Source organism: Reyranella sp. (genome assembly GCF_965249915.1).
Classification (GTDB): domain Bacteria; phylum Pseudomonadota; class Alphaproteobacteria; order Reyranellales; family Reyranellaceae; genus Reyranella.
The window spans coordinates 6,064,299-6,082,367 of the sequence record NZ_OZ252257.1 but is presented as its reverse complement, the minus strand read 5'-3'; the positions used below and the strand labels follow the sequence as shown (position 1 = coordinate 6,082,367).

Annotated in this window: 20 protein-coding genes; 14 read left to right on the top strand and 6 right to left on the bottom strand. The window is 67.1% G+C overall.

The window, feature by feature from the left end; all coding sequences use genetic code 11:
* Nucleotides 1–7 precede the first annotated feature (7 nt).
* The 6 genes from ACP15H_RS29905 (at nucleotide 8) to ACP15H_RS29880 (ending at nucleotide 6,149) form a co-directional block, all read left to right on the top strand.
* On the top strand, nucleotides 8–706 hold the full coding sequence (locus ACP15H_RS29905) for an alpha/beta fold hydrolase (protein WP_425069743.1): 699 nt from the start codon (nucleotides 8–10) through the stop codon (nucleotides 704–706).
* A complete protein-coding gene (locus ACP15H_RS29900) occupies nucleotides 703–1,104 on the top strand; it encodes a GNAT family N-acetyltransferase (protein WP_425069742.1) in 402 nt (133 codons plus the stop codon). The genes ACP15H_RS29905 and ACP15H_RS29900 overlap by 4 nt, the downstream gene beginning before the upstream one ends.
* A 69-nt stretch (nucleotides 1,105–1,173) precedes the next feature.
* Nucleotides 1,174–2,178: an efflux RND transporter periplasmic adaptor subunit gene (locus ACP15H_RS29895; RefSeq protein WP_425069741.1), complete on the top strand. Its 1,005-nt coding sequence runs from the start codon at nucleotides 1,174–1,176 to the stop codon at nucleotides 2,176–2,178.
* Between the two features lie 7 nt (nucleotides 2,179–2,185).
* Complete coding sequence (locus tag ACP15H_RS29890; RefSeq protein ID WP_425069740.1) at nucleotides 2,186–3,913, top strand: ATP-binding cassette domain-containing protein; 1,728 nt, start codon at nucleotides 2,186–2,188, stop codon at nucleotides 3,911–3,913.
* A complete protein-coding gene (locus ACP15H_RS29885) occupies nucleotides 3,910–5,043 on the top strand; it encodes an ABC transporter permease (protein ID WP_425069739.1) in 1,134 nt (377 codons plus the stop codon). The genes ACP15H_RS29890 and ACP15H_RS29885 overlap by 4 nt, the downstream gene beginning before the upstream one ends.
* A gap of 5 nt (nucleotides 5,044–5,048) precedes the next feature.
* Nucleotides 5,049–6,149 carry an ABC transporter permease gene (locus ACP15H_RS29880; RefSeq protein ID WP_425069738.1) on the top strand — a complete coding sequence of 367 codons (1,101 nt, stop codon included), beginning with the start codon at nucleotides 5,049–5,051 and terminating at the stop codon, nucleotides 6,147–6,149.
* Nucleotides 6,150–6,166: 17 nt separating this feature from the next.
* On the opposite strand, the gene ACP15H_RS29875 is transcribed toward ACP15H_RS29880, so the two are convergent.
* Nucleotides 6,167–6,640 (bottom strand): hypothetical protein, encoded by a 474-nt coding sequence (locus tag ACP15H_RS29875; protein ID WP_425069737.1) that lies wholly within the window; start codon nucleotides 6,638–6,640, stop codon nucleotides 6,167–6,169.
* Nucleotides 6,641–6,725: 85 nt separating this feature from the next.
* On the opposite strand from ACP15H_RS29875, the gene ACP15H_RS29870 reads away from it, so the two are divergent.
* The 5 genes from ACP15H_RS29870 to ACP15H_RS29850 all read left to right on the top strand — a co-directional run bounded on the left by ACP15H_RS29870 (nucleotide 6,726) and on the right by ACP15H_RS29850 (nucleotide 10,541).
* Nucleotides 6,726–7,295, top strand: coding sequence for an NADPH-dependent FMN reductase (locus ACP15H_RS29870; protein WP_296329408.1), 570 nt, complete (start codon nucleotides 6,726–6,728; stop codon nucleotides 7,293–7,295).
* 4 nt (nucleotides 7,296–7,299) lie between these two features.
* A complete protein-coding gene (locus ACP15H_RS29865; RefSeq protein WP_425069736.1) occupies nucleotides 7,300–8,028 on the top strand; it encodes a class I SAM-dependent methyltransferase in 729 nt (242 codons plus the stop codon).
* Nucleotides 8,025–8,456 (top strand): ester cyclase, encoded by a 432-nt coding sequence (locus tag ACP15H_RS29860; RefSeq protein WP_425069735.1) that lies wholly within the window; start codon nucleotides 8,025–8,027, stop codon nucleotides 8,454–8,456. Before ACP15H_RS29865 ends, ACP15H_RS29860 begins: the two co-directional genes overlap by 4 nt.
* A gap of 219 nt (nucleotides 8,457–8,675) precedes the next feature.
* A complete protein-coding gene (locus ACP15H_RS29855; RefSeq protein WP_425069734.1) occupies nucleotides 8,676–9,887 on the top strand; it encodes an MFS transporter in 1,212 nt (403 codons plus the stop codon).
* A gap of 27 nt (nucleotides 9,888–9,914) precedes the next feature.
* Nucleotides 9,915–10,541 carry a hypothetical protein gene (locus tag ACP15H_RS29850; RefSeq protein WP_425069733.1) on the top strand — a complete coding sequence of 209 codons (627 nt, stop codon included), beginning with the start codon at nucleotides 9,915–9,917 and terminating at the stop codon, nucleotides 10,539–10,541.
* On the opposite strand, the gene ACP15H_RS29845 is transcribed toward ACP15H_RS29850, so the two are convergent.
* On the bottom strand, nucleotides 10,542–10,931 hold the full coding sequence (locus ACP15H_RS29845) for a c-type cytochrome (protein WP_425069732.1): 390 nt from the start codon (nucleotides 10,929–10,931) through the stop codon (nucleotides 10,542–10,544). It abuts the gene before it with no gap.
* 47 nt (nucleotides 10,932–10,978) lie between these two features.
* Between ACP15H_RS29845 and alkB the strand changes: the two genes are divergently transcribed.
* A complete protein-coding gene (alkB, locus tag ACP15H_RS29840) occupies nucleotides 10,979–11,620 on the top strand; it encodes a DNA oxidative demethylase AlkB (protein ID WP_425069731.1) in 642 nt (213 codons plus the stop codon).
* 410 nt (nucleotides 11,621–12,030) lie between these two features.
* Entirely contained in the window at nucleotides 12,031–12,954 is a 924-nt protein-coding gene (locus tag ACP15H_RS29835) for an IS110 family transposase (protein WP_425064637.1), read from the top strand.
* A 141-nt stretch (nucleotides 12,955–13,095) separates the two neighbouring features.
* On the opposite strand, the gene ACP15H_RS29830 is transcribed toward ACP15H_RS29835, so the two are convergent.
* The 4 genes from ACP15H_RS29830 to ACP15H_RS29815 are packed head-to-tail and all read right to left on the bottom strand — an operon-like array spanning nucleotide 13,096 to nucleotide 16,722.
* Entirely contained in the window at nucleotides 13,096–14,067 is a 972-nt protein-coding gene (locus tag ACP15H_RS29830; protein ID WP_425069730.1) for a Bug family tripartite tricarboxylate transporter substrate binding protein, read from the bottom strand.
* A 28-nt stretch (nucleotides 14,068–14,095) separates the two neighbouring features.
* Nucleotides 14,096–14,530 carry a Zn-ribbon domain-containing OB-fold protein gene (locus tag ACP15H_RS29825; protein WP_425069729.1) on the bottom strand — a complete coding sequence of 145 codons (435 nt, stop codon included), beginning with the start codon at nucleotides 14,528–14,530 and terminating at the stop codon, nucleotides 14,096–14,098.
* Nucleotides 14,527–15,687 carry a thiolase family protein gene (locus tag ACP15H_RS29820; protein WP_425069728.1) on the bottom strand — a complete coding sequence of 387 codons (1,161 nt, stop codon included), beginning with the start codon at nucleotides 15,685–15,687 and terminating at the stop codon, nucleotides 14,527–14,529. The genes ACP15H_RS29825 and ACP15H_RS29820 overlap by 4 nt, the downstream gene beginning before the upstream one ends.
* Before the next feature lie 48 nt (nucleotides 15,688–15,735).
* Nucleotides 15,736–16,722, bottom strand: a complete 987-nt coding sequence (locus tag ACP15H_RS29815) for a Bug family tripartite tricarboxylate transporter substrate binding protein (RefSeq protein ID WP_425069727.1) — start codon at nucleotides 16,720–16,722, stop codon at nucleotides 15,736–15,738.
* Nucleotides 16,723–16,815: 93 nt separating this feature from the next.
* Here ACP15H_RS29815 and ACP15H_RS29810 point away from each other — a divergent pair, with 93 nt between their 5' ends.
* Nucleotides 16,816–18,057, top strand: coding sequence for an amidohydrolase family protein (locus tag ACP15H_RS29810; RefSeq protein WP_425069726.1), 1,242 nt, complete (start codon nucleotides 16,816–16,818; stop codon nucleotides 18,055–18,057).
* Nucleotides 18,058–18,069: the final 12 nt, after the last annotated feature.

The following is an 18,069-nucleotide window of genomic DNA, read 5'->3' as shown; positions in this document are numbered from 1 at the left end:
GCCCGCCATGTCGCGCTCTCCGCTCGTGCTGCTGCCGGGCCTGCTCAACACGCACCGCGTCTTCGCGCCCCAGGTCGAAGCGCTGGCGGACATCGCCGATTTCACGATTCCCGAGCTCTGGCACCACGACACGATGGCAGCCATGGCCGAGGCCGTTCTCGCGTCGGCACCACCGACTTTTGCCTTGTGCGGCTTCTCGATGGGCGGCTACGTCGCCTTCGAAATCTTCCGACGGGCGCCGGAGCGGATCGAACGCATTGCCCTGATCGACACGCAGGCCGCGCCCGATTCGCCCGAGACGGCGGCGCGGCGGCGTGGCTTCATCGAGCAGACGCGGATCGGCCGCTTCCACGGCATTCACCCGACCCTGCTGCCGCAACTCGTCCATCCGTCGCGGGTCAGCGACGCAAGCATCACGCAGCCGCTCTTCGACATGGCGTGCGACATCGGCGGCGACGGCTTCGTGCGCCAGCAGCAGGCCATCCTGGGCCGCGCCGACAGCCGTCCGCTGCTGGTCGAGATCGAGGTGCCCTCGCTGGTGATCGTGGGTCGCGATGACCGGGTCACGCCCCTGCCGCGCGCGCAGGAGATGGCCAGCGACATCGCCAACGCCCGCCTCCAGGTGATCGACGACTCCGGGCACATGACACCGCTGGAGAAACCGGCCGAAGTCTCGGCCGCGCTGAGGAGATGGCTGACGCAATGAACACGATCTACGCCCGCGAGGACGATCTCGGCGCCGACGAATATATCGACGTGGTCGCCAAGTCGGGCCTGAACCGCCCGATCACCGACCGCCCCCGCATCGAGCAGATGCTGAAGCAGGCCAACCTGATCCTGACCGCACGTCAGGACGGCAAGCTGGTGGGCATCGCCCGCTCGCTGACCGACTTCTGCTTCTGCTGCTACCTGTCGGACCTCGCCGTCGACAAGGCCTGCCAGGGCCAGGGAATCGGCCGTCGCCTGATCGAGATGACCCGCACCGAAGCGGGTGGCGCGAACACGACCACCCTGCTGCTCTCCGCGCCGACGGCGATGACCTTCTACGAAGGCATCAAGATGCCCAAGGCCGACAACTGCTTCCTCTATCGCCGGCAGGCTTGACCGACATCAAGGAGCGGAACGCCGAAGGATTCTAGGTCTCCACGCAACAACCGATGCGTGGAGTACGGAATGCCCCAGTCTCGCCGCCGCTGGCCGATCCTGATCGCGCTGCTCGTCGTGGCGCTGGCCGCCGGCGGTGGCGCCGCCTACCGCTACTGGCCGCGGGCGCAACCGACGTTCCTCACCCTGTACGGCAATGTCGACATCCGCCAGGTCGATCTCGCCTTCAACGCCACCGGCCGCCTGCAGGAGCTGCGCAAGGAGGAAGGCGACGCGGTGAAGGCAGGCGAGACGGTGGCGGTGATGGAAGCCGACACCTATCGGGATGCCGCTTCCCTGGCCCGTGCCCGGGTCGAGGCACAGCGTGCGGCGGTTGAGCGACTAGAAACCGGCAGCCGGCCCGAGGAAATCGCCCGCGACCGCGCCCAGGTCGACGCGAACAGGGCTGCCGTCGTGGACGCCGAACTCCTCCTCAAGCGACGGACGGAACTGCTGGCCGGTGGCAACGTCTCGCGCCAGCTCTACGACGAGGCGAAGAACGCCTATGATTCGGCACGGGCCCGTCTCGACATTTCCCAGCAGGCCTCGCGACTGACCGAGATCGGCCCCCGCCGCGAGGATATCGAGCAGGCCAAGGCCCTGCTGCGATCGGAGGAATCGCTTCTTTCGCTGGCAGAGCGGCGGCTTGCCGACACGGTGCTCAAATCGCCGGCCGAGGGAATCGTGCTCAGCCGCATCGTCGAGCCGGGCGCGATGGTCAGCCCTGCCAATCCGATCTTCACCGTCTCGCTCACCGACAAGGTCTGGGTCCGCACCTACGTCTCCGAGCCCGACCTCGGTCGCATCCGCCCCGGCATGGCCGTGACGGTGGTCACCGACACCGACCCGACCCACCCCTACGAGGGCTGGATCGGCTTCATCTCGCCGACCGCGGAGTTCACGCCGAAGACCGTCGAGACCACCGAACTGCGCACCCAGCTCGTCTATCGCCTGCGCGTCTTCATCAAGAACCCCGACGATCGCCTGCGTCAGGGCATGCCGGTCACGGTCCGCGTCCCGCTCGGCGCCCGCTAGGCCGGCCATGCCCGCGAGCGTCACCCTCACCGGCCTCGGCAAGAGTTTCGGGACGACGGCCGCCCTGTCGGGTGTGACGGCCTCCGTCAGTGCCGGCCAGATCACCGGTCTCGTCGGGCCCGATGGCGCGGGAAAGACGACGTTGCTCCGCCTGATCGCCGGCCTGCTCACGCCGGACACGGGATCGCTGGAGGTGCTGGGCCACGCGGCGACGGACCGCGACGCGGTGCGCGGTGACATCGGTTACATGCCGCAGCGCTTCGGCCTCTACGAGGATCTGACGGTCCAGGAGAATCTCGACCTCCAGGCCGACCTGCACGATCTGGACGAAGCGGCGCGCGCAGAGCGCTTCGCGACGCTGCTGCAGTTCACCGGCCTTGCGCCCTTCACCCGCCGCCTGGCCGGGCAGCTCTCCGGCGGCATGAAGCAGAAGCTCGGGCTCGCCTGTGCCCTGCTGCCGCGACCGAAGCTGCTGCTGCTCGACGAACCGAGCGCCGGCGTGGACCCCGCGTCCCGGCGCGAGCTCTGGCGCATCGTGCGGACGATGGCGGGAACCGGCGTCGCCATCGTCTGGAGCACGGCCTATCTCGACGAAGCCGAACGCTGCGACAGTTTCCTGCTGCTCGATGGCGGCCGCCTCCTCGCCTCCGGCAGTCCGTCAGATTTCACACGCCGGCTCGAGGGGCGCACCTTCCTGATCGACCTGCCCGAGGGGCAGCGGCATCGCATCCAGCGCGAAGCGGCCTCGCTGCCGGCCGTCGCGGACGCCACCATCCAGGGCCGCAGCCTGCGACTCGTGCTCAAGGAAGGGCGCGTCCTGCCCGACGTCGCGGAACTCGCCGGCGCCAGCGCGGCCGCACGTCCGACGCGGCCCCGCTTCGAGGACGCGTTCGTGAGCCTCCTCCTGGCCGATCGGCCCCCCTTCGCAGCGCCCGCGATGCAGGCGACTTCAGCCCTCTCCCCCGACGGCATCGCGATCGAGGCCCGCGACCTCACACGCGACTTCGGGAAGTTCCGCGCGGTCGACACCGTGAGCTTCACCGTCAAGCCCGGCGAGATCTTCGGGTTGCTGGGTCCCAACGGCGCGGGCAAGTCCACGACCTTTCGCATGCTTTGCGGCCTGCTGGCGCCGAGCGCGGGTTCGGCGCATGTCGCGGGCGTCGATCTCGGCCGCGCCCGCGCCACGGCGCGCGAACGCATCGGTTACATGTCCCAGAAATTCTCGCTCTACGGCACCCTGTCGGTTCGCGACAATCTCGACTTCTTCAGCGGTGTCTACGGCCTGGCCGGCCGTCGTCGATCGAGCCGCATCGCCTGGGCGATCGAGAGCTTCGACCTCGAGGCCGTCGCCGACCTGGAGGCGGGGACCCTGCCGCTCGGCTTCAAGCAGCGGCTGGCGCTCGGATGCGCGCTCCTGCACGAACCGCAGGTCCTGTTCCTCGACGAGCCCACCTCGGGCGTCGATCCGCTGATGCGGCGCGAATTCTGGTCGCGCATCGGCGCGCTGGCCGAGGGTGGCGTCACCGTGCTGGTGACCTCGCACTTCATGGAGGAAGCCGAATACTGCGACCGGCTGGGCATCGTCTATGCGGGAAGGATGATCGCCTCCGGCAGTCCGGATGCCATGAAGCAGCGCTTCGTCACGGCGGACCTGCCGGAGCCGACGCTCGAAGACGCCTTCGTCGGCTTGATCCGCGAGCATGACGCCGAACGCCAGGGCGCGGCCGCCGCATGACCTCGCCCCGAACCTTCTTCCGTCGCTTCGCCGGGCTGCTGCACAAGGAGTTCGTGCAGATCGTGCGCGACCCCTCGTCGATCGCGATTGCGCTCGTGATGCCGGTCGTCCTGCTCCTGCTGATCGGCTTCGGCATCTCGCTCGACGCCCGCAACGTGCGCTTCGGGATCGTCGACGAGAATCGCAGCGTCGAATCGGCGGGCCTGTTCCAGGCCTTTGCCAATACGCCCTACTTCCGTCCCTTCTCCTTCCTGACGTCGCAGGCGGCCGAAGCCGCCCTGATGCGCGGCGACATCGAAGGCTTCGTGGTGCTGCGCAGCGATTTCTCCCGGCGCGTGGCCGATCCGATCCGCGCGGCCGACATCGCCATCGTGGTCAACGGCGTCGATGCCAACAATGCCCGCATCGTCACCGGCTATGCCCAGGGCGTCGTGGCGACGTGGCTGCTGGGCCATCGTCGCGACCGCGCCCAGCCGGCCGTGTCGCCCGTCACGATCGAGAACCGCTACTGGTTCAATCCCGAGATCCGCAGCACCAACTTCATCGTGCCCGGCCTCATCGCGATGGTCATGACCATGATCGGCGCCCTGCTGACGGCGCTCGTGGTCGCCCGCGAGTGGGAGCGCGGGACCATGGAGGCCATGCTCGCCTCGCCGGCCAGCATGACCGAAATCCTGCTCGGCAAGCTGGTCGCCTACTTCGTGCTGGGACTGGGCGGCCTCGCCGTCTCGGTCTTCATCGGCCTGGTCGTCTTCGAGGTGCCGTTCCGAGGCTCCGCCGAGGTGCTGATCGCCATTTCCTCGGTGTTCCTCATCGTCTCCCTGGCGATGGGCCTGCTGATCTCGACGGTCGCGCGCAGCCAGTTCGTCGCCGCCCAGCTCGCCTTCCTCGTCACCTTCATGCCGGCGCTGATCCTGTCGGGCCTCATGTTCGACATCGAGAGCATGCCGCGCTGGGTCCAGGCCGTGACGACGGTCTTTCCGGCCCGCTACTTCGTGTCGAGCCTGCAGACCCTGTTCCTCGCGGGCACGGTCTGGCCGGTGCTGCTGCCCAACCTCGCCATGCTGCTGGGCTTCGCCGTCCTGTTTCTCGCGCTGGCCATCGCCCGCACCCGCCGCAGCCTGGAGTAACGACCATGTGGCGCCGCATCGCCGCGCTGATCCTCAAGGAATTCAAGATGCTGTGGAAGGACCGCAAGAGCCGCATGGTTCTCGTGGTCCCGCCGCTGGTGCAGCTCATCCTGTTCGCCAGCGCCGCGACCTTCGAAGTCACGGATGCCGCGCTCGGCCTGTGGATCGAGGACCGGGCGTCTGCGGCCCAGGAACTGGTCAGCCGCTTCGAGGCCTCGCCCGCCTTCCACGTCGTCGCACGGTTCGACAATCCGCAGTCCGTCCAGGACGCGCTCGACTCGCAGAAAGTGAAGGCGGTCCTCCATGTCGGCCAGACCTTCTCGGCGGATGTCGCGGCCGGCCGGCCGGCCCGCGTCCAGCTGCTGCTCGACGGCCGCAAATCGAACGCCGCCCTCATCCTGCAGAGCTACGCGCTGGGCATCGTCGAAAGCTACAATCTCTCGCGAGCGGGCCAGGCCATCGCCGAATTGAACATCCAGTCGCGCGCCTGGTTCAATCCCAACTTCGACAGCCGCTGGTTCATCCTGCCGGGCCTGACGGTGCTGCTCACCATCGTGGCGATCCTGCTCATCACCGCCCTCTCGGTTGCCCGCGAACGCGAGCTCGGCACGTTCGAGCAGCTTCTCGTCACGCCGTTGCGCCCCATGGAGATCCTGGTGGGAAAGACCGTGCCGGCGCTCTGCATCGGCTTCGTCGAGGCCAACGTCATCGCCGCGCTGGCCTGCTTCGCCTATGGCGTGCCGTTCGTCGGCAGCGCCGCCCTGTTCAACGTCGCCATCGCGGTGTTCGTGCTGTCGGCGGTGGGCATCGGCCTGGTCATCTCATCGATCGCCAAGACGCAGCAGCAGGCGATTCTCGGGGTCTTCCTCTTCCTGTCGCCGGCCGCGGTGCTGTCCGGCTTCACGACCCCGATCGCCAACATGCCCGACTGGGCCCAGGCCCTCACCCACCTCAACCCGATCCGCTACATGGTGACCCTGAGCCGCGGCATCTTCCTGCAGGATCTCTCCTGGACGCTGGCCTGGCCCCAGCTCTGGCCGATGGCGCTGATCGGCTGCGTCACGCTGGGCTACGCAACCTGGCTGTTCTCGCGCCGCCTCGAGTAGGCGGCGCGCTTCGTCGATCAGCCGCCGCGTTGCGCCTGGATCGCCCTCTGCAGCTCGCGCTCGAAGCCCTTGAGCGACTGCATGAACGGTCCCGCCATCGTGTCCTGGAGCTGGAGCTGGACCTGGATCTGCGAGCCCGTGCGGAGCTGCTGCAGCAGCTCCGCCGACTTGCCGTCGTCGAACTGGCAGATGCCCTGGCCGCAGATGCTGGTCGAGATGAAGGGGTTGGAATCGACCTGGATGCTGGCGCGCACGCCCTGGCCGTCGCCGACCACGGAGATCTTGTTGTAGGCCGCCGAGTAGCGCACGACGAGGAACTGGCCGAGCAGGCTGTTGCCGTCGATCGTCGCCTGCGCGCCGCAGTCCTTGCCGCCCTCCGAGGAGCAGTACATGACCCACTTGTCGGGCGGCTGGTCCTGCGCGGAAGCCGGTGGCGAAAGGCTCACTGCGGCGGCCGCAACGCCCGCGGCCACGAGTACGGATCGCATCATCTTTCGCCCTGCTCCCGGGTTTGCCAACATTCCAAGGGCCACCTATGTAGCCGCCTGCGCCCACGCTGACAAAGGAACCCTTCGCATGTCCGAGAACCTGAAACTCGTCGCCTTCTGCGGCAGCCTGCGCAAGGCGTCGTTCAACCGCCTGTCGCTGCAGGCCTTCGTCGAGCGTCTGCCGGCCGGCGCGACCTGCGACACGATCGAGATCGGCGACTGGCCGCTCTACGACGCCGACCTCCAGGCCAAGGGCTTCCCCGACAAGGTGCAGGCCGCACAAAAGGCCATGCTCGAGGCCGACGGCATCGTGCTCGTCAGCCCGGAATACAATTACGGCATCTCGGGCGTGCTGAAGAATGCCATCGACTGGCTGTCGCGCATGACCCCGCAGCCCTTCGCGGCCAAGCCGGTCGCCCTGTTCGGCGCCTCCATGGGCGTGCTCGGCACGGCGCGCGCGCAGTACCAGCTTCGCCAGACGCTGGTGTTCCTCGATGGCCGTCCGGTCAACAAGCCCGAGGTCATGATCGCCCAGGCGCAGAACAAGTTCGCCGACGGCAAGCTCACCGACGAGATGACGGGCAAGCTGCTCGGCGATCTCGGCGCGGCGCTGGCGCTCGCCTGCCGCCAGGCCAAGGCGGCGGCGTCCGTCAAATAGGACGATGACGCAGAATATCTACGACACGCCTGAGTTCTTCGCGGGCTACAGCCGCCTTCCGCGTTCCGTGGAAGGGCTGGCGGCCGCGCCGGAATGGCCGACCCTGCAGTCGATGCTTCCCGACCTGCAGGGACGTCGGGTCGCGGATCTGGGCTGCGGCTTCGGCTGGTTCTGCCGCTGGGCGCGCGAGGCCGGAGCGGCCTCCGTTCAGGGCCTCGACGTGTCGGAGAACATGCTGGCGCGGGCACGCGAGGCCACGGCCGATCCGGCCATCCGCTACGAACGCGCCGACCTCGAATCACTCGCGCTGGCCGAGGGCGCTTTCGATCTCGTCTACAGCTCGCTGGCGCTGCACTACATCGCGAATCTGCGCGGCCTGTTCGAGCAGGTGCATCGCAGCCTGGTGCCCGGCGGCCGCTTCGTCTTCTCGGTCGAGCATCCGATGTACACCGCGCCGGCCAAGCCCAGCTGGACGCACGATCCCGACGGCCGCCTCGCCTGGCCGGTGAACCGATACAGCGAGGAAGGCGCCCGCTCGACCGACTGGCTGGCCAAGGGCGTGATCAAGCAGCACCGCACGATCGCCCGCTACGTCAACCTGCTGATCGAGACGGGCTTCGCCCTCGCACGCCTGGAAGAATGGTCCGCGAGCACGGACGACGTTGCCGCCCACCCCGACTGGACGGGCGCCGACGAACGCCCCTCGTTTCTCTTGATGGCAGCACACCGATGACGAGCCGCGACCAAGCCCGCGAACTGATCGAGCGACTGCACGAGATCTGGGGCACCGGCGAACTCGACGCGGTTCCGGAAATCTATGCCGCCGACTTCGTGGCGCACATGCCCAAGGGCTGGGGCAAAGGCGAGAGTCGCGACGGGCACGACGGCATCCGCCGCGCCATCGAACGGATCCGCGCCGGCTTTCCGGACTGGCGCGAACATATCGACGACATGATCATCGACGGCGACCGGGTCGCCGTGCGCTATCATTCGACGGGAACCCATCTCGGCCCCTTCGGCAAACGCGCGCCGACCGGCCGCGCGATCAAGGTCGACGAGCTCTCGATCTTCCGCATCGAGAACGGCCGCGTCGCCGAGCAGTGGTGCCTCAACGACGACCTGGCCTTCGACAAGCAAATCGACGGCAAGAGCCTCGACTAGATAGACCCCGTCCTCTCGACCGGAGCCTCGCACAGCGAGGCGGAGTGGAGAGACAGTCCGGTAGAACGCAGGTCTTTCCATGCCGCCCCTTCGGGGCTCCGGTCGAGACGACGGGTTTGTTGGACCGCGGCGGCTACTGCCCCAAGGCATCCTGATCAAGACCATCCTTCGGTCCACGCCGAAGGAATGTTCGCCGCATCCGTGGTAGCAAGCCGGCCCATGGCGTCGAGACTGCCCCTCCTCATCCTGCTGATCGCCGTTACCTGCCTCAGCCAGTTCTATCGCGTGTCGAACGGCGTGATCGCGCCCGAGCTCGTGCGCGATCTCGACCTCACGCCGCGCCAGCTCGGCTGGGCCGGCAGTGCCTTCTTCTTTGCCTTGTTCGCCGTGCAGATCCCCGTCGGCCTGTGGTTCGACCGGTTCGGCGCGCGCCGCACCGTGGCAGCCCTATCCCTGCTCGCCATGCTGGGCTCGCTGTGGATCGCCCGTGCCACGGACGCCACCGACCTTATCGCTGGCCGCACCATCGTCGGCGTGGGGTGTGCCGCCTCGTTCATGTCGGTGGTGTTCCTGTGCTCACGCTGGTTCGAGCCGGCCAAGCTCGCCACGCGCCTCTCCTGGGTGTTCGCGGCCTCGAACATCGGCACCCTGGCGGCGGCGACGCCGCTCGCCTGGATCGCGGCCACGGTCGGCTGGCGCAGCGGCTTCCTGGGCCTCGCCGTCGTCACCCTGCTGGTGGCGCTGGGCTTCCTGGTCTTCGTGCGCGACCGGCCGCCGGAGTATCGCGGGCCCGAGCCCGCGCGGGAGACGCCGGGTCAGATCCTGCGCGGGCTCTGGGAAGTCTGGCGGACGCCGGGCCTCGGGCCTGTGCTCTCCATGCACTTCTTCGCCTATGCCACGATGCTGACGGTGCTGGGCGTGTGGGGCGGCCCCTATCTCCACGATGTGCACAAGCTCGATGGCGTCACCCGCGGCAACGTGCTGCTCGCCATGGGCGTGGCGCAGCTCCTGGGCATCCTGGCCTATGGGCCGATGGATCGCGTGCTGCGGTCGCGCAAGCGGGTGGTGTTCGGCGGGGCCGCGATCTCCATGGTGCTGCTGGCAATCCTGGCGGTGCTGTCGCATCCGCCGCTCTGGCTCGCGGTCACGCTGCTGATCGCCTTCTGCTTCTTCTGCGCCTACGGCACCGTGATCGTGGCGCAGGGCCGCGCGCTGTTTCCCGACCGGCTGGCCGGTCGCGGCGTCACCACCGTGAACATGGCCCAATGCCTGGGGCTCACCGTGCTGCCGGCCGGGGCAGGCTACATCGTCGAGGCCTTCGGCGCCGGCGACACGGCCTATCGCTGGGTGTTCGGCATGCTCGCCGCCGGGCTCGTCCTGGGCTCGTTCGCCTATGTGCGGGCGCGCGACAGTTTTACGGCGCGCGCGTAGAGTGCTTCCCGCAAGACGGGAGAACTCATGGTTGCACGCATGCTGCGCGTCTCGATGCTGGTCCTGGCCCTGCTGGGCATGGCGGTCGACGTGGCTCTCGCCCAAGGCCAGCCCCCGCTTTCTCCACAGCAACGGGTACCGGCACCCGATCGTCATCCCGCCACGGGACTGACCTTTCCATCGCAGATCGCGGGGGCCACCAAGTCCGGCTCCACGGATTTTGCCAGGACTGCTGGCAAGCCGGAACTCGGCTATGGCTGGAACTACCGGATCGGCGACCAGCTCATTGCGACCGTCTATGTCTACGACCTCTCCATCAGATCGATTCCCGACGGGCCGTCGAGCCCGGTCGTCGAGCAGCAATTCCAGACCTCGCTGCAGGAGATCTATCAGCTCGCGAAGTACAATCGCTACGAGGATATGAAGACGGCCAAAGGGCCTACCGACTGCACGATCGGCAGCGTCGTCTTTCGCTGCATAACCCTCTCGGCGGTCCGCAGCCTCGACAAGAAGCGCGTGTATTCGGCGCTGATGCTGACCGGCTACCGCAACAATTTCCTGAAGCTGCGCCTCGACTGGCCGGAGGGATCGGCCACCAGCCAGTCCATGGTCGACAGCTTCACGCAGACACTTGTCGGCGCGATGACGCGCTGACTACTTCGTCGCTTCCTTGAGATAGGCGACGAGGTCGGCGAGTTGGCCGGCATTCTTCACGCCGTTGTAGAGCATCTTGGTGCCGGGCACCTTGCCCTTGGGATCGCGGTTGTATTCGGTGAGCGTCGCCTCGTCCCAGACGATGCCCGAGTTCTTCATCGCATCGGAATAGGCATAGCCCGCGTTCGTGCCGGCCTTGCGGCCGAACAGCCCGTGCAGGTTGGGACCCGTCACCTGCGCGCCGTCCTTCTCCACCGTGTGGCAGGACTTGCACTGGGTATTGAAGATGCGCTGGCCCTTCGCGGCCTCACCCGATTGCGCCGCGGCGGGGCCGGCCGCGGTCGCCGTTCCGGCGACGATCACAGCGGCGGCAGTGATCCAGTTCTTCATCACGCTACTCCTGATGCTTCCGGCGGAAGATGCCCTATATCGGTGCGATGCAGCAAAGCCTGTTCGACGCAGATGGCGGAAAGGAGGCGCTGGGGCCCGGCGCCACGGTGTTGCGCGGATTCGCACGAAAGCGTGATCACTCGCTGCTCGCGGCGATCGAGGAGATCGCGGCCCTGGCCCCCTTTCGGCGCATGGTGACGCCCGGCGGCTTCGAGATGTCGGTGGCGATGACCAACTGCGGTGCGGCCGGCTGGGTCACGGATCGAACGGGATACCGCTATCAGGCGCAGGACCCGCAGAGCGGCGCGCCGTGGCCTTCGATGCCGCCCGGGTTTCTGGCGCTGGCCGACCAAGCCGCAAGCGCAGCCGGCTTCGCAAGCTTCGTTCCCGACGCCTGCCTGATCAACCGCTACGAGCCCGGCACGAAACTGTCGCTGCACCAGGACAAGGACGAGGCCGACTATGCCCATCCCATCGTGTCGGTGTCGCTCGGCCTGCCGGCCACGTTCCAGTTCGGCGGACCGAAGCGCGGCGATCCCGTGCGGAAGGTCGCGCTGGAACATGGCGACGTGGTCGTCTGGGGCGGCCCGTCGCGGCTGTTCCATCACGGCGTGCTGACATTGAAAAGCGGCGAGCATCCGCTGACCGGACGCCGCCGCTTCAACCTCACGCTTCGCAAGGCGCTGTAGAAAGCGCTCGACCAAGCCATCGACCTCACCCTGATAGCCTGGCCGGAAATGAATTGAATCGATTCAAGCACTTACCTCATCCTAAGAGTCTGGCCGGGAACGAATTGAATCGCTTCAAGCACTTACCTCATCCTGAGGAGCCGCGCTTTGCGCGGCGTCTCGAAGGATGGGCAACAGGCAAGGTGCGCGTGCCCACCCTTCGAGACGCATCGCTGCGCGATGCTCCTTGTATCAAGACACGGCCGCGCCGGCGTAGAGTTGCAGGTGCGGTCTCGGTGGAGAGCCCGCAGGCTCCTGGGGCCTCCAAGCCCGTCCCTGAGCTCGGCGCCTCCACCGTTGATTTTGTGATCCCGAACGGTCGCCTGGGCCGAACCGCGAGCCCGCATGCGCAAGGATGGGAGCCAAGATCCATGTTCGTAGGTATCGATGTGGCGAAAGAGCGCCTGGATGTTCATGTGCGCCCCGCCGGCGAGGCCTTCACCGTTGCCCGCGACGGAGAAGGCATCGAGGACCTGATTGGGCGGCTGAGTAAAATGGCACCTGCTCTGATCGTGCTCGAAGCAACCGGTGGCTTCGAGACGATCGTGGCGGCAGGCCTGGGCGCGGCGGGCCTGCCCGTGGCGGTCGTCAATCCACGGCAGATCCGAGACTTCGCCCGGGCCACCGCACGGCTGGCCAAGACCGATGCGCTGGATGCCGCTGTCATCGCCCACTTCGCCGAGGCGGTGAACCCACCGGCGCGACCGCTCGCTGACGAGCAGTCCAGACTGTTGGGCGAACTGATGGCCCGCCGCCGTCAGCTCGTCGAGATGATCGGGGCCGAGAGCAATCGCCGGCGCATGCTCACAGTTCGACGCACCCTCAAGAGCGTCGATCGCGTGCTTGCCACCTTGAAGGCCCAGCTCGAACAGATCGACGACGACATCGACACCGCCGTCCGGGGAACACCGACCTGGCGGGAAGCGGAGGACCTTCTGATCAGCGTTCCCGGCATCGGGCCCAGGATCGCCCGCACCCTGATCGCCGAACTGCCTGAACTGGGCCGTCTCGGCCGACGCGAGATTGCTTCCCTGACCGGCGTCGCCCCGTTCAATCGCGACAGCGGCACCTTGCGTGGCCGCCGTACCATCGCGGGAGGACGACCCGTCGTACGGGCTGCCCTCTACATGAGCATCCTCGTCTCCATCCGCCGCAAGCTGCCCTTGGCGCTGACCTATCATCGCCTGCGCGCCGCAGGAAAGCCGGCAAAGGTCGCCATCGTCGCTTGCATGCGCAAGCTCGTGACCATCCTCAACGCCATCCTCAGGGACAGAAAACAATGGGCAAACGCTTGACCAACACGACGGTCGCTCAGGGTGAGGCTATCAGGGCTATTCATAGCCTGTTGTTTTAGCTGCATTCATTTCCGGCCAGACTCTGAGGAGCGCCCGCCGGGTGCGTCTCGAAGGGTGAGGACTTTATGTAAAGCCGGACGCTTACTCCGGCTTGATGTTCTGTTCCTTGATCAGCGTCGTCCAGCGCTTCTCCTCCTTGTCGAGGAAGGTCTTGAACTCGGCCGGGGTCGAGGCGCGGATCTCGACGCCCTGCGGCTTGAAGCGCTCGATCATCTCGGGCTCGGCAGCAATCTTGGCGATCGCCTTCTGCAGCTTGTCGACGATCGCCTTGGGCGTGCCGGCCGGCACGATCATGCCCTGCCAGAACACGGCCTCGAAGTCGGGCAGGCCCGCCGACTCGACGACGGTGGGAATGTCGGGGAAGGCGGGCGAGCGCTTGAGGCTCGAGATGGCGATGGCTCGGGTGCGGCCCGTCGCCAGCACCGGCTTGGCCTCCAGTGCGGCCGAGAACATCATCTGGGCCTGGCCCGAGGCCACGTCCTGCCCGGCCTGCGCGCCGCCCTTGTAGGGGACGTGCGTGATGTTGAGGCCGGCCTGCGCCTTGAGCAGTTCGGCCGCGAGATGATTGGTGGCGCCGATGCCCGAGCTCGCGATGTTGAACTTGCCGGGGTTGGCTTTCACGTAGGCGATCAGCTCGGCCATGTTCTTGGCCGGGAACTCGGCGTTCACGTGCAGGATGAAGGGCGTGAACGACATCAGCGACACGAGCTCGAAGCTCTTGTTGGGGTCGTACTGGACCTGGCCCGTGAGCGTCGGGTTGATGATCAGCGAGGTGCCGGCGGCATAGATCGTGTAGCCGTCGGGTGCGGCCTTGGCGACGAAGTTGGACGCGACGGTGGTGGCGGCACCCGCGCGGTTGTCGACGATCACCGGCTTGCCGAGTTCGGTCGAGAGCTTCTCGGCATAGACACGGGCCACCGCGTCGTTCACGCCGCCCGGCGGATAGGGCACCACCATCGAGATCGGCTTGGTCGGCCAATCGGTCTGCGCCGAGGCGGCAAACGGCAGCAGCAGCGCGGCCAGGGCCGACGCCACGAATACGGAACGCTTCATTTTTTCCTCCCAGGATTCTCTGTCTTATCTATTCGGCGACGAAGACGGGCAGCGTCACCTCTTTGTTGACCGGTTCGAAGCCGAGCTTTACGCGCCGGCCGATCTTCAGCTCGGCCTCGGGAATGCCGTGCAGCTGCGCATTGACGCGCACGCCGGCATCCATGTCGACCAGCGCCACGATATAGGGCGCCGAGGCCTTGAAGAAGAAGTTGAACGGATGGTGGCACACCGTCCAGGCATGCAGGCTGCCGCCCAGCGGCGCTTCCCTGAACTCGCTCTCCATCGAGAAGCAGTGCGAACAGACGGGGCGCGGATAGTGCCGGACCTTGCCGCAGGACGAGCAGTATTGCAGCAGGAAGCGGCCCTCGCGCAGGCCATCCCAATAGGGCTGGCTCTCGCGTGTCGGCGTCGGGAGCGGCCGCTCAGGGGCCGGCGGCGCGACCGGTGTCGGAACCTGACTCATGCCGCCCTCCTCAGGATGGCGATCGAACCGTCGCCCATGTCGCCATAGCCGGTGACGAGGCCTGTCTCGGCGTCCTTCACCTGCGCCCGACCGGCTTCGCCGCGCAGCTGGCGCGTCAGTTCGATCACATGGTTGAGGCCGACCACATGGCCCTGGCTCAGCAGCCCGCCATGGGTGTTGATCGGCAGCTCGCCGCCCAGCGCGATGCGGCCGTCCATCACGAAGGGGCCGCCCTCGCCGGTCTTGCAGAAGCCCAGGATCTCGAGCTGGCGGATCACCGTGAAGGTGAAGCAGTCGTAGATCTCGGCCACGTCGACGTCCTTCGGACCGACACCCGCCATCGCGAAGGCGCGCGGCGCGGCTTTCACCAGGCCGAACTCCAGCAGGTCGGGCCGCTGCGCGATCGAAGCGGGCGACTCGGGATGCCCCTCGGCCGTGCCGGCAATCGTGACCAGCGGCTTCCTGAGGTCCTTCGCGCGATCGGAGGCGCTGATGATGACCGCCGCGCCGCCGTCGCTCTCCAGGCTGCAGTCGAACAGGCGGAACGGATCGGAGATCATGCGCGAGGCGTGATGGTCTTCGACGGTCAGCGGCTTGTTCATCACGACGTTGCCGTTGAGGATCGCATGCTGGCGCGTGACGACCGCCACTTCGGCGAACTGGCGCGAAGTCGTGCCGTAGAGTTCCATGTGGCGGCGGGCGCCCTGGGCGTAGAGCTGGGCCGGCGCGAACATGCCGATCGGCGCTTCGAACTCGGCGGCTTGCGCGAACACCGGGAACTGCTGCAGGCGAGTCGAGACGCGCGAGCCGGAGTACCCCGTGCGGCCGACCGAGATCAGCACGTGCTTGCAGACGCCGGTCGTCACCGCCATCGCCGCCATCTGGATCGCCGCCACGCAGGTGGCGCCGCCCATCGGGATGAAGGCCGAGAGCGTGAGATCCTTCAGGCCGAGATTGGCGATGAAGTCCTCGGCGATGGCGCCGCCCGGAAAGTACGGAATGACGCCATCGACGTCGCGCGGATCGATCCCGGCATCGTCGAGTGCCTTGAGACTGGCCTCGAGCTGCAGCGCGAGCCCGCTCTTGGTCGTGCCGCGCGTGTACGCGGTTTCACCAATGCCGCTCACGGCCGCCTTGTCGCGAAGCGGATGCACCATCTTGATTTCCTCCGGCGCGCATTGTGCCGGAAGCGGCGCATCAGGCAATCAGTCTGCGCGGATATTTCCCGCGACAATCACCTCGCGCCAGCGCGGCAGTTCCTTGGCGATGAGCGCGGTGTAGCCCGCCGCGCCCAAGGTGCCGGGCCGGATGCCGAGCTTGTCGAACCGCTCCTTGATCTCGGCGCTCTGCAGCGCCGTGGCGATTTCGACCTCCCATCGCTTGGCGATCTCGGGCGGGATTCCGGCCGGTGCCGAGAAGCCGAACCAGTTGGTCGCCACGACCTCGGGGAATCCCGCCTCGCGAAAGGTCGGCACATCCGGCAGGGTCGGCGCGCGCTGATCCTCGCTCACCGCCAGCGGCTTCATGCGCTTGGAGGTGAAATAGCCGCTCGCCGTCGGCAGGCTCTCCATCAGCGCCGTGATCTGGCCGCCCATCAGGTCGTTCATCGCCGGTGCCGAGCCGCGATAGGGAATGTGCGTGAGCTGTACCTTGGTCGACAGCGCGAGCAGCTGGCCGACCAGGTGGTTCATCGTGCCGTTGCCGCCCGACCCGTAGGTCACCTCGCCGGGCTTGGCGCGGGCCATCTCGATCAGCTCCTTCACCGACCCGATCGTCGAGGTTCCGTTGACCGCCAGCACGGTCGGGAAGGTGCCGACCAGGTGGATGTGCGTGAAGTCGGCCAGCGGATCGTAGGGCACGTCCTTGTAGAGGACCGGGCCGATGCCGTGCGACGCGGCACTGGAGATCATGACGATGTGGGCATCGCCGCGCGCCTTGGCCACGATATCGGCTCCCAGCATCCCACCGGCGCCGGGCTTGTTCTCGACGACGATCGGTTGGCCGAGCTTTGTGCCGAAATACTCGGCCAGCGCCCGCGACATGATGTCGGCCGCGCCCGCGGGCGGGAAGTTGACGATCCAGCGGATCGGCTTGGTCGGCCAGGGCGCGGGAGTGGCGGTCTGCCCCGCGGCGATGCTCGGAGAGGCGGCGGCGGCCGAACCTGCGATCAGGAGATGACGTCGAGAAAGCATGGTTCTTGCTGAGCCTCCGGGGCCGTCGGGCTGTTAATGGGCGATGGCATGGTGCAACATGCGTGCCGGCCGCCGCCGGCGACTGGAGTGATGATGGATTTCGACCTTGTCTTGCGCGATGTGCGGCTTCCCGACAGTACGCCCGATCAACCGACCACCGACATCGGCGTCGTCCAGGGCCGTATCGCCGCCATAGCGCCGAAGCTGGGCGGCAGCGCCCGGGAAGAATACAAGGGCCACGGCCGCCTCGTCTGCTCCGGCTTCGTCGATACCCATATCCATCTCGACAAGGCCTGCATCCTCGGCCGCTGCGAACACAACACCAAGCGCATGCCGCACCTGGCGATGGAGCGCGTGTCGGCGGTCAAGCACACGATGACGGTCGAGGACGTGTTCGAGCGCGCCTCGGCGACCATCGAGAAATGCATCGGCCACGGCGCCACCCGCATGCGCCCCCATTGCGAGGTCGATCCCAAGATCGGGATGCGCGGCTTCGAGGGCGTCAAGGCGCTGGTCGACAAGTACAAGTGGGCGATCGACATCGAGATCTGCGTCATGCCGCAGGAAGGCCTGACCAACAATCCCGGCACCGACGAGCTGATGGTCGAGGCGCTGAAGAACGGCGCGAGGGTCGTTGGCGCGGCGCCCAGCTACGACAGCGACAGCGCCGCCCAGATTCATCGCGTCTTCGAACTGGCCCGCGAGTTCGATGCCGATATCGACATGCATGTCGACAGCGGCCCCACCGCCGAGCATCTCGACACGCTGCTGGTCTGCGATCTCGCCGAGAAATACAAATGGGGCGGCCGGGTCGCCGTCGGTCATGTCGGCAAGCTCTCGACCATGCCGTTCAAGGACCTCGACAAGGTCGCGCGGCGCATGGCCGACACCGGCGTCGCCGCGACCGTGCTGACCGCGACCGATCTCTATCTCGGCGGGCGCCACACCGACCACAACGTGCCGCGCAACGTCCTCGACCTGAACTTCCTGACCGAGCGCGGAGTCACCTGCTCCGTCGCCTCCAACAACATCCTCAATCCGTTCACGCCGTTCGGCGACGGCCAGCTGCTGCGCCAGGTCAACATGCACGCGATCGTCACCCAGCGCGCCAACGACGACGAGGTGAAGGCGCTGTGGGACATGACGACCAAGACGGCCGCCAAGCTGATGCGCAAGGACGATTACGGCATCGCCGTCGGCGGACCGGCGGACCTCGTGGTCCTCGATGCCCCCGATTCGGTCATGGCGCTCAGGACCATCGCGCCGGTACTGGCCGCCTACAAGAACGGCCGCCGCACCGTGACGCGCACCCCCGTCGAACTTCACCGGCCGTAATCGATTTCAAGA

Excerpts from the sequence above, each read along its gene's own strand:
- alkB (WP_425069731.1), top strand. The coding sequence starts at position 10,979 with ATGCAGCAAAGCCTGTTCGACGCAGATGGCGGAAAGGAGGCGCTGGGG.
- ACP15H_RS29830 (WP_425069730.1), bottom strand. The coding sequence starts at position 14,067 with ATGAAGCGTTCCGTATTCGTGGCGTCGGCCCTGGCCGCGCTGCTGCTG.
- ACP15H_RS29825 (WP_425069729.1), bottom strand. The coding sequence starts at position 14,530 with ATGAGTCAGGTTCCGACACCGGTCGCGCCGCCGGCCCCTGAGCGGCCG.
- ACP15H_RS29900 (WP_425069742.1), top strand. The coding sequence starts at position 703 with ATGAACACGATCTACGCCCGCGAGGACGATCTCGGCGCCGACGAATAT.
- ACP15H_RS29890 (WP_425069740.1), top strand. The coding sequence starts at position 2,186 with ATGCCCGCGAGCGTCACCCTCACCGGCCTCGGCAAGAGTTTCGGGACG.
- ACP15H_RS29855 (WP_425069734.1), top strand. The coding sequence starts at position 8,676 with ATGGCGTCGAGACTGCCCCTCCTCATCCTGCTGATCGCCGTTACCTGC.
- ACP15H_RS29865 (WP_425069736.1), top strand. The coding sequence starts at position 7,300 with ATGACGCAGAATATCTACGACACGCCTGAGTTCTTCGCGGGCTACAGC.
- ACP15H_RS29835 (WP_425064637.1), top strand. The coding sequence starts at position 12,031 with ATGTTCGTAGGTATCGATGTGGCGAAAGAGCGCCTGGATGTTCATGTG.
- ACP15H_RS29875 (WP_425069737.1), bottom strand. The coding sequence starts at position 6,640 with ATGATGCGATCCGTACTCGTGGCCGCGGGCGTTGCGGCCGCCGCAGTG.
- ACP15H_RS29820 (WP_425069728.1), bottom strand. The coding sequence starts at position 15,687 with ATGGTGCATCCGCTTCGCGACAAGGCGGCCGTGAGCGGCATTGGTGAA.
- ACP15H_RS29895 (WP_425069741.1), top strand. The coding sequence starts at position 1,174 with ATGCCCCAGTCTCGCCGCCGCTGGCCGATCCTGATCGCGCTGCTCGTC.
- ACP15H_RS29810 (WP_425069726.1), top strand. The coding sequence starts at position 16,816 with ATGGATTTCGACCTTGTCTTGCGCGATGTGCGGCTTCCCGACAGTACG.
- ACP15H_RS29905 (WP_425069743.1), top strand. The coding sequence starts at position 8 with ATGTCGCGCTCTCCGCTCGTGCTGCTGCCGGGCCTGCTCAACACGCAC.
- ACP15H_RS29850 (WP_425069733.1), top strand. The coding sequence starts at position 9,915 with ATGGTTGCACGCATGCTGCGCGTCTCGATGCTGGTCCTGGCCCTGCTG.
- ACP15H_RS29885 (WP_425069739.1), top strand. The coding sequence starts at position 3,910 with ATGACCTCGCCCCGAACCTTCTTCCGTCGCTTCGCCGGGCTGCTGCAC.
- ACP15H_RS29880 (WP_425069738.1), top strand. The coding sequence starts at position 5,049 with ATGTGGCGCCGCATCGCCGCGCTGATCCTCAAGGAATTCAAGATGCTG.
- ACP15H_RS29845 (WP_425069732.1), bottom strand. The coding sequence starts at position 10,931 with ATGAAGAACTGGATCACTGCCGCCGCTGTGATCGTCGCCGGAACGGCG.
- ACP15H_RS29860 (WP_425069735.1), top strand. The coding sequence starts at position 8,025 with ATGACGAGCCGCGACCAAGCCCGCGAACTGATCGAGCGACTGCACGAG.
- ACP15H_RS29815 (WP_425069727.1), bottom strand. The coding sequence starts at position 16,722 with ATGCTTTCTCGACGTCATCTCCTGATCGCAGGTTCGGCCGCCGCCGCC.
- ACP15H_RS29870 (WP_296329408.1), top strand. The coding sequence starts at position 6,726 with ATGTCCGAGAACCTGAAACTCGTCGCCTTCTGCGGCAGCCTGCGCAAG.